Here is a 13,458-nt window from a genome sequence, read left to right as displayed (position 1 = left end):
CCAGTTCAAACGAGTGCAGAGTGTGCCACAAACCTCAGTGAACCGTGACCTTTGACGAGGCTTCTTCCAGGGAATCGATCAGCATTTTCAGGCGTCGGCTCATTTCCGCGCTCTCGGCGAGCTGGGTCACCATGCTCTGGGTGGTTTCGCGAATGCCCTGAACGTTAGCCAGTACATCGTCGGTGCCAGCGGTCTGGTCCGCGGAAACATTGGCGATTTCCTGGTTGGTATGATCGATCCGGCTGACTACCTCGTTGATGGCTTCCAGGGCACGGCGGCCTTCTTCGGATTCCTCGACGCAGCGGGTGGCGTCCTCGGAGCTGCCCGTCATCTGGTGTACAGCCGTGTTAATGGCATTGAGAAGTCGGTCGATGGTGCCCTGAATCTGATCAGTGGAGTCCTGAACCCGTTGAGCCAGTTTGCGTACTTCATCAGCCACCACAGCAAACCCTCGGCCCTGTTCGCCGGCCCGGGCGGCCTCGATGGCTGCGTTCAGGGCCAGCAAATTGGTCTGTTCGGCAATACCCCGGATCTCGGTGATGGCGTGGCTGATTTCATGGCTGTTCTCGGCGAGCGCTTCGACGCTGCTGGCGGAATTGCGCACCACATCCGCAAGCTTGCGGATACTGTCGGCGCTCTGTCCGACACGGGTGCTGCCGTCGCGAGCAGCATCGCTGGCTTCGTGGGAGAGAGTCTTGGCAATGCCGGCCTGTTCGGCGATGCCGGTGAAGCTCTGGAGCATGGTTTCGATGACTTCCGCGGACCGGTCGGCGCCCTGTTGTTGGCGACCGAGGTCATCCCGGCGCGCTTCGGCGGCAGCGGTCAGTTCCTCGACCTCCCGGTGCAGCCGTTCGATGGCTTCCTTCATGCTTCGAACCACGCCCACGGTGCGGTCCTGCATGGCGTTAAAGGCGCTGGCCATTTCGCCGATTTCGTCGGTGGAATCCACCACCGCCCGCTGACTCAGGTTGCCCGAGGCCTGGACGTCGACCATGGTGTTTTTCAGGCGATTCACGTGGCGCTCGATAAACGAAATCAGCAACTGGGAGCCGGCCATCTCCAGCACCATGAGTACGGCTACGACCAGCGCAAAACCGGGCGCTGTTTCGGCGAACACCTGATCGAACGTCTTGCCGGTCTGCCCGGCAATGGTGTTCATGGCGTAGAGAACGAGCAAGCAGAGAACTGCAAAAACGACAATGTTCAGCAACCAGAATTTGTACTTCAGCCGGGCATTTCGCAGCAGTGTCAGCATGTATGTTCTCAGTCGATGGCCTTCACCGGAATCTGCATGGCATTGGAAGTCTGGGGGACCTCGGGCACGGCAAGACCAAGATTGTTTTTGTCGAATACCTTATCGGCCCGGTAACTTGAGCGGACCATGGGGCCGGATGGCACTTCCATGAAGCCCTTCTCCAGGCCGATTTCCCGGTAACGGTTGAATTCTTCCGGGGTGACATAACGTTCCACCGGAAGGTGATTCGGGGTAGGGCGCAGGTACTGGCCCAGGGTCAGGATATCCACACCGATGGCCCGCAGGTCGTCCATGGTCTCCAGGATTTCCTCTTCGGTTTCACCCAGGCCCAGCATCAGGCTGGTCTTGGTGAGCACATCCGGGCGATGCTTCTTGGCATGTTCCAGAACCCGCAGTGTTTTTTCATAACCGGCGCGCGGGTCACGGACCCGGCTGGTCAGGCGTTTGACGGTTTCGACGTTCTGGGCGAAGACATCCAGCCCCGAATCCACCACCTTCTCAACGTCCGACATGACCGCGTCAAAATCCGGTGTCAGTGCTTCAACGGCGACTTCCGGCGTGCGCTGTTTGATGGCCGAGACACAGGCGGCGTAGTGGGCAGCGCCACCATCGTCGAGGTCGTCGCGGTCTACGGAGGTAAGCACAATGTAGCGAAGACCCATGAGCTCTACGGACTTGGCCGTGTTCTCTGGTTCCTCAGGATCCAGCCAGCCCTTCGGGTTGCCGGTATCCACCGCGCAGAACTTGCAGGCCCGGGTACAGACTGAGCCCATCACCATGATGGTGGCGGTACCGGCGGTCCAGCATTCCCCGATGTTCGGGCAGTGGGATTCCTGGCAAACAGTGCTCAGCCTGTGCTCACTGACGTTCTTGCGTACTGCTTCAAAGCGCTCGCCGCCGGGCATGCGTGCCCGGAGCCATTTCGGCTTCGGCTCAGGCTTCACCGCGGCTGTGGCTTCCTGCTTTGATGACCGCTTGACGCCATCCTTGATGGCCGAGAAGCCATGCTCGTTGCGGAATTTGGAACCACTGGTAATGCGGGTTTTTGCGCTTTCGCTCATTGAAACCGGACTCTCGATTCGGGCATAGGGAACATTTAAGAGTAATGGGCCGGCGGGGGAGTTACAAGACAGATAGGGGCAATCACGGGGGTACCGGGCACGACATTGGTCGTACCCGGTCGACCTTTATCAAGCCTGGGCTTTGTCCAGGGCCTGGGAAATGTCGGCAATGATGTCGTCGACATGCTCGATGCCGATGGACAGCCGCACCAGATCCTCACTCACCCCGGCACTCTTCAGTTCCTCCGGGTTCAACTGGCGATGGGTGGTGGTTGCCGGATGGCAGGCCAGGGACTTGGCGTCACCAATGTTTACCAGGCGCAGGATCAGCTCCAGAGCATCAATGAACTTTGCTCCGGCTTCCCGGCCACCCTTGATGCCGAAGCTCAGGATGCCGGAGGCCTTACCGCCGCAGATCTTGTCGCATGTCGCCTTGTACGGGCTGTTGGCAAGGGTTGCGTAATTCACCCACTCAACAGACGGGTGGTCCTGCAGGAAGTTGGCGACTTTCTCTGCGTTCTCACAATGACGTTCCATGCGCAGCGCCAGGGTTTCCAGGCCCTGCATGATCAGGAAGGCATTGAAAGGCGACAGCGCCGCACCCGTGTTGCGCAGTGGTACCACGCGGCAGCGGCCGATAAAGGCGGCGGGGCCGAGCGCATCGGTGTAGACCACGCCGTGATAGGACGGATCCGGCTCGTTCAGCATCGGGAACTTGTCGGCGCTGGCCTTCCAGTCAAATTTGCCGGAATCCACGACAACACCGGCTACCGTGGTGCCGTGGCCGCCGATGTACTTGGTAAGCGAGTGGATAACGATATCGGCACCGTGTTCGATCGGGCGGCACAGGAAAGGCGTGGCAACGGTGTTGTCCACCATCAGCGGAATGCCATGCTTGTGAGCGATCTCGGCCCAGCGCTGGATGTCGACCACGTTGCCCGCCGGGTTGCCAATGGATTCGCAGAACAGGGCGCGGGTGTTGTCATCAATGGCCTTTTCCACGGCATCGAAATCGTCGTGGGCGACCATCCTGCACTCAATGCCCTGGTTCGGCAGGGAGTGGGCAAACAGGTTGTAGGTGCCGCCGTACAGCTGGCTGGTGCTGACAATGTTGTTGCCCACCTTGCAGATGGTCTGCAGGGCGTAGGTGATGGCCGCCATGCCAGAAGCTACCGCCAGTGCGCCAACACCACCTTCCAGTTCCGTCATCCGTTCTTCGAGAACTGCGTTGGTGGGGTTCATGATGCGGGTGTAGATATTGCCCTGAACCTTCAGGTCGAACAGATCGGCACCGTGCTGGGTGTCGTCGAAGGTGTAGGACGTGGTCTGGTAAATCGGCGTGGTCGCCGCCCGGGTAGTGGGATCGCTTTTGAAGCCTGCGTGCAGCGCGAGGGTTTCCGGTTTCATGTCAACGGTCCTTGCTGGTGTGTTGTTCTTTATGGGTTTCAGCCCGTGAGTATGCCACAGAGTTTCTTGTGAGAGGATCGTTGGAGCTTGGAAGGAAAAGAATCGGGGTGAGGGGTGGTCCCGAAGCACACTAGTCGTCGCGCTGCCTGCTTTTAGCCTTCAGAAAGTCGCTGATGGATGGATAGAAAAAGATCCCCAGGCAAGCCCAGAAAACGCTGATCGACACGATGGCCGCCTTCACGCTCGCGCCGGCGAAGCCAAGGGCAATGGGAACCAGTATAACGGCCAGAAACACCGTGAGTGCATGGCGAGACTTCATGATGCGATACAGCCTTGAAACGCATTGGGGCGAAGTCTCTATCTTATCCGACTCTCGGCCCCGGGATTGTCAAAGTTTGTTTAAGTGGCGTTGGGTTTCTTGGCGTCCGTGTCAGGAAATATGGTGTCGTAACACCAGGTGAATACGAACGCATGCACCAGATAGAACACCACGAATGCAACATCCAGTGTCCGCGCACAAAAGACCATGAATTTCGACGGTCAAAGCCCGTTTAATGACGCAGAACATGAAAGAATGGCCAGAAAATGGGCAATTTGTCTGTTTGATCACTATCCTTGTGCGTAGTGGTGATCTGTCTACCATTGAATGGCAGCGTTTTAGCGACTTGATGCAGTCAAAAAGCACGTACCGGAACCGCGTGCTTCGGAGGTGGAAACATGGATCGGCTTCTTTCACCCAAACTTATCCAGTTTGTTTGGTTGTCCTTATTTTCCCTATCCCTGTTTGCTGACTCGAAAAGCCCCCATGTCATTGGGCTTTTCGAAGGTATCGATAGGGAAATAGCTGTTGAAGATGGCGAGCTCGTGGGACGGTTTGCGCCTTATTATCAGTGTGTTTTTAGCCGAGTGCAGGGCGATTTCCAATTCGTTGAAATGCCATTGGCCCAGATGCTTTACCGCTTGGAGAAAGGTGGTATTTCTGCTGGTTTGCCGATGGTTCAGACGGCCGAGCGGGATGAATACGCTGATTTTGGTGGGCTACTGTTCCAGACGGAGTATGTCTATCTGTTGCTTCAGGATTTACCTCCCCTCGATAGTCTGAGTGGCCTCAGATTCGCGTTTGTCCGGCAGTTCGTTGGAGACAAGCTCTTGAGAGGCGCTGATCCCCAGGTGATTCATGTCTCTGACTGGGGACAGGCTGTCGAGATGCTCAAGCGTGGTCGTGTGGATGTTGTTGTTCTCCCCTGGGTTCTCATCGACACCTATATGAAAGGGTATGACAAGCCTTACTTCGATAGGACCGCCGCCTGGGTGGATCTCTCTATGTATATTTCACATCGCTTGGACGATAGCGATTTAACGGAAGATCTCCGAAAGGCAATCAGAAAATGCCGGTTTATTGCGGAGCAGAACCAGGGAGGCTGGGATATTCCTGTCAGACGTCAGGATCTGAAAAATTGACCATGATGCAGTCAAATAGATGAGCGCAGTGCCGACACGGCAGCTACCATGAAGAGAGTGTTTTAAGCTAAGGATTAGTTAACTTTCACCGTTGTTCGCTTGAATGCTTTGGATAGTGCGCACTGTATTCGCACGATTGGGAGGGAGGCATGCGAAGGCTGGTATTGCCCAAGCTTCTGAATTTCTTTTTATTTCTGTTTTTTTCTCTATCCCTGTCCGCCGATTCAAAACGCCACCATATTGTGGGAGTCTTTGCCGATATAGAGCGCGAAATTTCGGTAGAAAATGGAAGGCTCGTGGGTCGTTTTGCGCCTTACTACCGGTGTGTTTTTAGCCGCGTAGATGGGGAATTCAAATTCGTTAACATGCCACTGGCCCAGATACTTCGACAGCTGGAAAAGGGTGGTATTTCGATTGGATTGCCGTTAATTCAAACGGTAGAAAGGGACCAGTATGCGGACTTTGGTGGTCCGTTGTTCCAACTGGAATATGTGTATCTCATGGTTCAGGATTTGCCGCCTTTGGAGAGCATGACGGACCTCAGGTTTGGATTTGTCCGAAAATTTGCTGGTCTGGATCTTTTAAAAGGCGATAGCCCTAACGTGATACATGTCTCTGATTGGGCGCAGGCGGTCGAAATGCTAAGGCTCGGTCGTGTGGATGTCGTGGTTCTACCTTGGATTATGCTGGATCTCTATCTCGAAGGTTATGGCGGGCCACATTATGAACGGACCGCCGCCTGGATAGATTTATCCATGTATATTTCCCACAAAGTGAAGGATAGCCGGCTCAAGGACGACTTCAGGGATGCAATACGAGCCTGTCGCTTGATTGGCGAGAAGAGTCATGATGCCTGGGATATCCCCGGGAGACAGCGAGATCCGGAAGGCTGACTTGGCGTCGATGGGTTGTCTGCCGACCTTTCAGGCATTAAAAAAGCCCGACTCTCGCGAACCGGGCTTTCTAAATACTGGTAGCAAGGGGCGGAGTCGAACCGCCGACCCCAGCATTATGAGTGCTGTGCTCTAACCAACTGAGCTACCTTGCCATTTCGCTTTGGGCATCGCCCCAAACGAGGCGCGTATTTTCAGTAAATGGGCCCTTCCTGTCAAGGCTTGGGGGCAGTTTTTCCTGAAAAATTACACGTTGAAGCGGAAGTGGATAACGTCGCCGTCTTTGACGATGTAGTCCTTGCCTTCCAGACGCCATTTGCCGGCATCCTTGGCCCCGGCTTCACCGTTGTACTGAACGAAATCGTCGTAGCTCACTACTTCTGCCCGGATGAACCCGCGTTCGAAGTCGGTGTGGATCACACCGGCTGCCTGGGGCGCTGTGGCGCCGATTTTCACGGTCCAGGCGCGGACTTCCTTTACCCCGGCGGTAAAGTAGGTCTGCAGGCCCAGTAGGCCGTAGCCGCCGCGAATTACGCGATCCAGGCCAGGCTCTTCCATGCCCATCTCCTCCAGGAACATGGATTTTTCATCGTCTTCCAGTTCGGAGATTTCGGCTTCGATCTTGTTGCAGATGGGCACAACCACGGCATTTTCCGACTCGGCGATCTTGCGCACCGTGTCCAGATGCGGGTTGTTCTCAAACCCGTCTTCGCTGACGTTGGCAATGTACATGGTGGGCTTCACGGTCAGCAGGCAGAGCTCCCGGATCAGCGCCATCTGGTCCTTGTCGAGGTTCATGCTGCGCACCGGCTTACCCTCGTTGAGCACGGGCAGCAGTTTCTCGAACATCTCCAGCTGGGCCTTGGCTTCTTTATCACCGCTCTTGGCGACGCGCTGAACCCGCTTGATGGCCTTTTCGACGGTTTCCAGGTCGGCCAGGGCCAGTTCGGTGTTGATCACCTCGATGTCGGAGGCCGGGTCTACCTTGTTGGCCACATGAATGACGTTGCCGTCTTCAAAGCAGCGTACCACGTGAGCGATGGCATCGGTCTGGCGGATATTGGCCAGGAACTGGTTGCCCAGGCCCTCGCCCTTGGACGCGCCTGCTACCAGGCCGGCGATGTCGACGAATTCCATGGTGGTAGGCACGACCCGCTCCGGCTTTACGATCTCCGCCAGCTTGTTGAGGCGCGGATCCGGCATGGCGACAACGCCAGCGTTGGGCTCGATGGTGCAGAACGGGAAGTTCTCCGCGCCAATACCCGATTTGGTCAGTGCGTTGAACAGGGTGGATTTGCCGACATTGGGAAGGCCGACGATGCCGCAGTTAAATCCCATGGAGTGCCTCTGCTGGTACTGGAAAATTTGGGCGGATTATACCGGTTTGAAACTGTGCAGGCGATTCATGGCGGCTGGTAGTTTGCCGCTGGCTGCATCCGGTAATACCCGCATGATTTCGTCGATTACGGCGTTCAGTTCCTCGGTTTCCTGTTTGCCCAGGCGGCCGAGTACGTAGCCTGTAACCCTGCGGCTGTCGCCGGGGTGGCCAATGCCGATGCGCAGTCTCTGAAAATCGTTGGTGCCCAGGTGGGCGATGGTGTCACGCAATCCATTATGTCCGCCGTGGCCACCACCTTTTTTCAATTTGGCGGTACCCGGTGGCAGGTCGAGCTCGTCGTGGGCAATCAGGATCTGGTGGGGCTGAATCTTGAAGAAGTCTGCCAGCGCCTTGATGGCCAGGCCGCTGCGATTCATAAAGGTCGTAGGATTCAGGAGGTGCAGGTCCAGGCCCTGCCATTGAATGCGGGCGTAGAGCCCGTGGTATTTCTTTTCGGGGCGGAGCGTCTGGCCCGCACTGCGGGCCAGAGCTTCGACGAAAAGGGCGCCGGCGTTGTGGCGGGTATTCTCGTAGTCAGCGCCGGGATTTCCCAGTCCAACCACCATGACAATATCCTGCGCCATTCGCCATTGCCCTCCTCAAGCCAGGAGTGATTACTCCTTGTCTTCGCCGCTTTCTTCGCCTTCTTCGCCTTCTTCGCCTTCGTCATCAACCTTGGCGCCACGCGGCTTGTGGATAGCCACAACCGGCAGGTCGTGATCTTCACCCTGGAGCAGGGCGGCGATCTTGACGTCTTTCGGCAGCTTCAGGTCGCTCAGGTGAACAACCTGGTCCATCTCGACAGTGGTCATGTCCACTTCGATGAACTCGGGCAGGTTCTGCGGCAGACAGATCACTTCAACTTCGTTGATCTGGTGGTTCGCTACGCCGCCGTGGAGCTTGATAGCCGGTGCGGTATCTTCGTTGATGAAGTGCAGCGGTACGTTGACGTGGATCTCGTGGTCCTTGTCAACGCGCAGGAAGTCAGCGTGGGTCAGGATCGGCTTGTACGGGTGACGCTGCAGATCCTTCAGGATTACGCTTTCTTTCTTGCCACCGAGCTCGATGGTCAGGATGTGAGAGAAGAAGGCTTCGTTTTCCAGGGCCTTTTTCAGCTCGTTGTGCCAGATGGCAACCGGAGTAGCGTCTTTTCCGCCACCATAGATGATGGCCGGAATTTTACGCTCCTCACGACGCAGGCGGCGGCTCGCACCTCTCCCCTGATCGTCGCGAGGAAATGCTTCGATAACAAATTCCTGAGACATGGTAATAACCTCATTCGTCACCTGAACTGCCCGCGACCAGGCGTTGGATCAGGTGATGTTTCTGAAAAGCCGGATTTTTCCGGCTGACTAAAAGAGTCGGGAGCCTGTGTAGGCTCCCGACCCGGTAACTGCTTGTAATGCCATGATATTACGACCGTTAGGTCACTCAGGCATTCTCGAACATGGCGCTGATGGACTCTTCGTTGCTTACGCGGCGAATAGACTCCGCGAGCAGCCCGGCCATTCCGAGGACGCGGATTCTATCACAATTATGTGCTTTGTCACCCAGCGGGATGGTGTCACAAACCACAAGTTCGTCCAGTTGAGAGGCATTGATGTTATCAATGGCCGGGCCGGAGAGAACCGGGTGGGTGATGTAGGCAACCACGCGGGCCGCGCCGTGCTCTTTCAGGGCGTTGGCGGCTTTGCACAGAGTGCCGGCGGTGTCAATGATGTCGTCTACCAGAATACAGGTCTTGTCTTTGACATCACCGATGATGTGCATGACCTGGGAAACGTTCGCTTTCGGGCGGCGCTTGTCGATGATCGCGAGATCGGCGTCGTCCAGGCGCTTGGCCACGGCACGGGCACGGACCACGCCGCCAACGTCAGGAGATACCACGACAAAGTTCTCGAAGCGCTGCTTGAAGATGTCTTCGAGCATGACCGGTGTGGCGTAAATGTTGTCCACCGGAATATCGAAGAAGCCCTGGATCTGATCAGCGTGCAGGTCGACGGTCAGAACCCGGTCTACGCCGATGCTGGAAATCATGTCGGCTACTACCTTGGCGCTGATGGCAACACGGGTAGAGCGTACCCGACGATCTTGGCGCGCATATCCGTAGTAGGGGATAACGGCGGTGACTCGTGTAGCGGAAGCACGGCGAAGTGCGTCGGCCATCACGATCAGTTCCATCAGGTTATCGTTGGTGGGATAGCAGGTCGGCTGGATGATGAACACATCATGGCCGCGGACATTCTCATTGATCTCGACGGTGGTTTCTCCGTCGCTGAAACGGCCTACAGTAGCCTGACCCATGGGAATGTGGAGTTTGCGGGCAATCGCCTGAGCCAGTTCAGGGTTGGCGTTACCAGCGAAGATCATCAGTTTGGACACGACGGCATCCTTCTCAGTATCGGCGTTTGATTCAGAAGAAGCGGGAGAAAGGTGGCTGGGGTGGCAGGATTCGAACCTGCGCATGACGGGATCAAAACCCGTTGCCTTACCACTTGGCGACACCCCAGTATCGTGCTTTTTTGGCATCATTTCAGCTCTGTTAGCTTTTTGTGTAGAGGTGATATGTTCACCCCTTTAGCTACGAACCCCGTGACGCCGGAGGGTTTGCTTTCCCAGATGATCCGGGCTGCGGATTCTGTCGGGAAACGTCCAAATATGCAAGCCCCGGTTCCGGTTAATCTTGCAGGTCCGAATTGTGAAAGCCATTCCAGGCTCTGGTTAACCTCAGGATACAGTTTGCGAACTACATCCTCACAGTCGTTTCGGTACCTCGAGGCGTCTCCCTCAAAAGCGGGCGCTATTTTGATTCTCGGGGTGTTCCTTGTCAACCCTTGCTCGGAAAAAATCTTGCCAGTGTTTATGTTGCAGCCAGGCTTGAGAACAACAAACCAGTCTTCCGGCGGATTGGCATTGGTCAGTGTTTCACCAACACCTTCACCGAAGGCGGCATGGCCACGGACAAATACGGGAACATCGGCGCCCAGCCTCAGGCCGATCTCTGCGAGTTCATCGGTGCTCAGCTCGAGTCGCCAGAGATGGTTGAGTCCCAGCAGGGTGGTTGCGGCGTTGGAGCTCCCGCCGCCAAGACCGCCGCCCATGGGTAGCCGTTTGTTAATGCCGATGGTGACTCCGGGCAGCTCGCATCGGGACCGTTCAAGAAGGGCTCGGGCCGCGCGGATGATGAGATTGTCCTCGTCGTTAACACCAGGGACAGGCTCCGCGAGCCTTGCGCCGGGCTCTCCGGGCGTGAGGGTGAAGCTCAGATCGTCACCGTAGTCTAGAAACTGGAACAGGGTCTGGAGCTCGTGATAGCCGTCGTCCCGGCGCCCGACAATGTGCAGGAACAGATTCAGCTTGGCCGGAGAGGGCAGTATCAGGTCGGGTGTCATTCAGGCTGCTCCTGCCAGTCGCTCACCACCAGGCGGACCCGTTTTTCTTCTTTCAGGGCTGTGATACGGGCGGGGAGTGCAGGATAGCTCGGCAGGAAGGTCTGCCAACGGTCGTAGCGGATCTCCCAGCCGTTCTGGCGGATGATGGCGAGGGTGCCCTGATCGTCAAACAGCAGACGGTAGTCGCTGGCCGGTGATGGCAGGCCGCGAATCCACCAGGTCAGGTTCTCCAGGGGCAGTTGCCAGCCCGTGGCAGCTTCAACCAGTGCTTCCGGCTCGCCCGATCGGTAGGTTTCGCCGTTTGGCAGGGTCAGCTCAATAAAGCCGGGCACGCCTTTGAGGGTTGTGCTGCCCATGCCGAGAAAGGACGAGGAAAGAGCCAGGTCGTAGGCCTCGCCGTCCTGAATCCAGTGATTGATGATGGCGGTGCCGCTGTCGGAAGGTTGTCGGACGGCCAGCTTGCCCGTCAGCTTCCAGTGATTGAGCTCACCGAGACTGGCGGCGCGAGTGGTCCAGCCCGCGGGAGGCTGGTCGGTCATGCCCTCCGGCAATGGCTCGACCTGGATCGTGGTGCAGGCGCCGAGGGTGGCAAGCACTGTCAGTGTTGCCATAATTCGGGCCAGCCTCATTCCGACTCACCGCCGTTGGTCAACCGGTCAATGGTTTCTCTGAGTACTTCGTGGTCGCTGTCCTGCTCCAGACCTTCCTGCCAGATGATCCGGGCCTGTTCTTCGGCGCCGTTCATCCAGAGTGCCTCACCGTAGTGGGCGGCAACTTCGGGGTCCGGGAAGGCGGCCCAGGCGCGGGACAGGTAGTCGAGCGAAGGTTCAATCTGGCCCTCCAGGAAGAGGACCCAGCCCATGCTGTCGAGGATGGCCGGGTTATCCGGGTCCAGTTGCAGCGCTTTCTCGATATAGCCGCGGGCTTCCCTGAGCCTGTCGGTCCGGGTGGTCAGGATGTAGCCCAGGGCATTCAGGGCCACGGCGTTTTCCGGCTCCTGCTCAATAATCTGCCTGAGGTCGGCTTCGGCGTCGGCAGTCTGGCCAATGCCGTCGTAAAGCATGGCCCGAGCGTACCGTATCTCAATATTGTCCGGATGCTCTTCCAGGGCCTCCGTGGCGGTACTCAGGGCCTCCTGTTGCTGTTCCTGATCCAGAAGCAGGTTGACCTCCAGCAGCCAGAAGTTTTCTGCCTGCCGGGGATTGGCTTCGCGGAGCCTGCGGATGCGGTCAATGGCGTCTTCGAGCCGGCCGTTCTCGGCCAGCAGGGAGCTGGCGCGGGCCAGGGCCGGGAAATAGTAGTTGCCCTGTTCCACGCTCTGGTAGTAGCCAATGGCCTGCTCGGTGTTGCCCGCCTGGTCCTCAATGCGACCCAGATAGTAATTGGCTTCGCTGGTGTGGTGGCCCTGTTCGGCCAGTTTTGTCAGTTCTTCCCGAGCAAGGTCGGTCTGGCTATTCTCGAGGGCAACCAGGGCGTGGGAAAGCCGCAGGCCCGGCGTTTCAGGGTATCGCTTGACCAGTCTTGCAAATTCATCCTGGGCAGCCTGTAATTCGCCTTCGTTTATGAGCATGCGGCCGTAAAGTGTGCCCATCTGTCGGTTGGCAGGAAATCGGCGGGTGTTGGTCAGCAGGTAATCCAGGGCGCTGCTTTTCTGGCCGGTCTGATAGAGCAGGTCACCCTTGAGAATGATGGCTGGCTGGAAATTCGCATTCTCCTCCAGCAGCGGTTCAAGCCTGTCGAGCGCTTCCTGCGGCTGCCCGGTGACTTTTAATAGCAGTGCGATGCTGTATTCGAGTTCCGGCGTGTCGGGATGGCGGCCTGACATTTCTTTGTAAAGTGCAAGCAGCTCCTGCTGTTGTTCCGGTGGCAGGTTTGCGGCCATGGCCGCCAGGCTGTCAAAGTCAGCATCGCCCCCCTGATCCATGATCCGTTCCATGTGATGGATGGCGGTCTGGAGGTCGTTTCCTTTTACAGCCTGGATGGCAGAGATTCGATGTGCCTGGAGGTTGTCCGGATCGATTTCCAGCCAGAGTTCGGCCAGCTGCTTCTGGGCGTTATCGCCGTTCAGAGACTGGGCAATTCTCATGGCCCGTTCGATAACCGCCTGGTCGCGGGACTGCTTGGCAGCTTTCAGGTAATTGACGAGGGTAATGTCGTAGCGGCCGCGCTGGGCCGCAATTTCGGCAGACAGTAACAGATAAAGGGTTTCGGGCTCGAAATCGGCGTATTCAACCGGCAGCTGTGGCTCCGTTTTCGTCTCGGTGGCGGCTTTTTCGCCAGGAGCAGGCGCTTCCTCAGTGCCGGTAAGGCTGGCACACCCTGCCAGTGTGAGGCCAAGCAGGCAGGTAACCAGAAACGGTACGGACTTGTGCATGCAACTTCCCATGGTCTGTCGAAAACGCATCAATAATAACCACGCTCCAGCCCCTTTCTTGAGGTAGATCGGGTCCCGGCCTCGGCCGAATCCCTATAATGGCATAAGCGTCTGATCTTGCCCAACCTGTCCGCACTTGCCGAAGCGATGGCGGTTTCGGGTGGCAGCTCAGGCCGCTGACCGTTAAAATGTCCAGTAATTGCGCGTATCTGCACCGCTCATCGGCAAAGGGTTGTA

The 13,458-nt window shown here is 57.2% G+C and carries 14 protein-coding genes and 2 tRNA genes; 2 read left to right on the top strand and 14 right to left on the bottom strand.

Annotation, left to right across the window (positions count from 1 at the left end):
• Positions 1-34 precede the first annotated feature (34 nt).
• The 5 genes from WA411_RS14860 to WA411_RS14840 form a co-directional block, all read right to left on the bottom strand.
• Complete coding sequence (locus WA411_RS14860; protein WP_291909873.1) at positions 35-1,255, bottom strand: methyl-accepting chemotaxis protein; 1,221 nt, start codon at positions 1,253-1,255, stop codon at positions 35-37.
• 8 nt (positions 1,256-1,263) lie between these two features.
• Positions 1,264-2,316, bottom strand: a complete 1,053-nt coding sequence (gene lipA / locus WA411_RS14855; RefSeq protein ID WP_291909876.1) for a lipoyl synthase — start codon at positions 2,314-2,316, stop codon at positions 1,264-1,266.
• Between the two features lie 129 nt (positions 2,317-2,445).
• Entirely contained in the window at positions 2,446-3,723 is a 1,278-nt protein-coding gene (locus tag WA411_RS14850; protein WP_291909877.1) for an O-acetylhomoserine aminocarboxypropyltransferase/cysteine synthase family protein, read from the bottom strand.
• Between the two features lie 130 nt (positions 3,724-3,853).
• On the bottom strand, positions 3,854-4,042 hold the full coding sequence (locus WA411_RS14845) for a hypothetical protein (RefSeq protein ID WP_227514550.1): 189 nt from the start codon (positions 4,040-4,042) through the stop codon (positions 3,854-3,856).
• An 80-nt stretch (positions 4,043-4,122) separates the two neighbouring features.
• Positions 4,123-4,251 carry a chlorhexidine efflux transporter gene (locus WA411_RS14840; RefSeq protein WP_227549549.1) on the bottom strand — a complete coding sequence of 43 codons (129 nt, stop codon included), beginning with the start codon at positions 4,249-4,251 and terminating at the stop codon, positions 4,123-4,125.
• Positions 4,252-4,440: 189 nt separating this feature from the next.
• Here WA411_RS14840 and WA411_RS14835 point away from each other — a divergent pair, with 189 nt between their 5' ends.
• Both WA411_RS14835 and WA411_RS14830 read left to right on the top strand, forming a co-directional pair.
• On the top strand, positions 4,441-5,184 hold the full coding sequence (locus WA411_RS14835; RefSeq protein ID WP_291909881.1) for a substrate-binding periplasmic protein: 744 nt from the start codon (positions 4,441-4,443) through the stop codon (positions 5,182-5,184).
• A gap of 149 nt (positions 5,185-5,333) precedes the next feature.
• Positions 5,334-6,077 (top strand): substrate-binding periplasmic protein, encoded by a 744-nt coding sequence (locus tag WA411_RS14830; protein ID WP_291909883.1) that lies wholly within the window; start codon positions 5,334-5,336, stop codon positions 6,075-6,077.
• A 78-nt stretch (positions 6,078-6,155) separates the two neighbouring features.
• On the opposite strand, the gene WA411_RS14825 is transcribed toward WA411_RS14830, so the two are convergent.
• The 9 genes from WA411_RS14825 to WA411_RS14785 all read right to left on the bottom strand — a co-directional run bounded on the left by WA411_RS14825 (position 6,156) and on the right by WA411_RS14785 (position 13,221).
• A tRNA-Met gene (locus WA411_RS14825) sits at positions 6,156-6,232 on the bottom strand.
• Between the two features lie 91 nt (positions 6,233-6,323).
• Complete coding sequence (gene ychF / locus WA411_RS14820; protein ID WP_069184051.1) at positions 6,324-7,415, bottom strand: redox-regulated ATPase YchF; 1,092 nt, start codon at positions 7,413-7,415, stop codon at positions 6,324-6,326.
• A 36-nt stretch (positions 7,416-7,451) separates the two neighbouring features.
• Entirely contained in the window at positions 7,452-8,039 is a 588-nt protein-coding gene (gene pth, locus WA411_RS14815) for an aminoacyl-tRNA hydrolase (protein WP_291909887.1), read from the bottom strand.
• 30 nt (positions 8,040-8,069) lie between these two features.
• Positions 8,070-8,720: a 50S ribosomal protein L25/general stress protein Ctc gene (locus tag WA411_RS14810; protein ID WP_069184053.1), complete on the bottom strand. Its 651-nt coding sequence runs from the start codon at positions 8,718-8,720 to the stop codon at positions 8,070-8,072.
• A gap of 166 nt (positions 8,721-8,886) precedes the next feature.
• Positions 8,887-9,837, bottom strand: a complete 951-nt coding sequence (locus WA411_RS14805; RefSeq protein ID WP_008176348.1) for a ribose-phosphate diphosphokinase — start codon at positions 9,835-9,837, stop codon at positions 8,887-8,889.
• A gap of 52 nt (positions 9,838-9,889) precedes the next feature.
• Positions 9,890-9,964, bottom strand: a tRNA-Gln gene (locus WA411_RS14800).
• Between the two features lie 19 nt (positions 9,965-9,983).
• Positions 9,984-10,847 (bottom strand): 4-(cytidine 5'-diphospho)-2-C-methyl-D-erythritol kinase, encoded by an 864-nt coding sequence (gene ispE, locus WA411_RS14795; protein WP_069184054.1) that lies wholly within the window; start codon positions 10,845-10,847, stop codon positions 9,984-9,986.
• The gene (lolB, locus tag WA411_RS14790; protein WP_291909892.1) at positions 10,844-11,476 is read right to left on the bottom strand and encodes a lipoprotein insertase outer membrane protein LolB; all 633 of its coding nucleotides are present in this window, start codon (positions 11,474-11,476) and stop codon (positions 10,844-10,846) included. The genes ispE and lolB overlap by 4 nt, the downstream gene beginning before the upstream one ends.
• Positions 11,473-13,221, bottom strand: a complete 1,749-nt coding sequence (locus WA411_RS14785) for a tetratricopeptide repeat protein (protein ID WP_291909894.1) — start codon at positions 13,219-13,221, stop codon at positions 11,473-11,475. Before WA411_RS14785 ends, lolB begins: the two co-directional genes overlap by 4 nt.
• Between the last annotated feature and the right edge of the window lie 237 nt (positions 13,222-13,458).

It is taken from the genome of Marinobacter sp. CH_CUG1437-1 (assembly GCF_037029655.1).
Classification (GTDB): Bacteria; Pseudomonadota; Gammaproteobacteria; order Pseudomonadales; family Oleiphilaceae; genus Marinobacter; species Marinobacter salsuginis.
The sequence above is the reverse complement of the archived record's forward strand: the minus strand, read 5'-3'. Positions and strand labels throughout refer to the sequence as shown.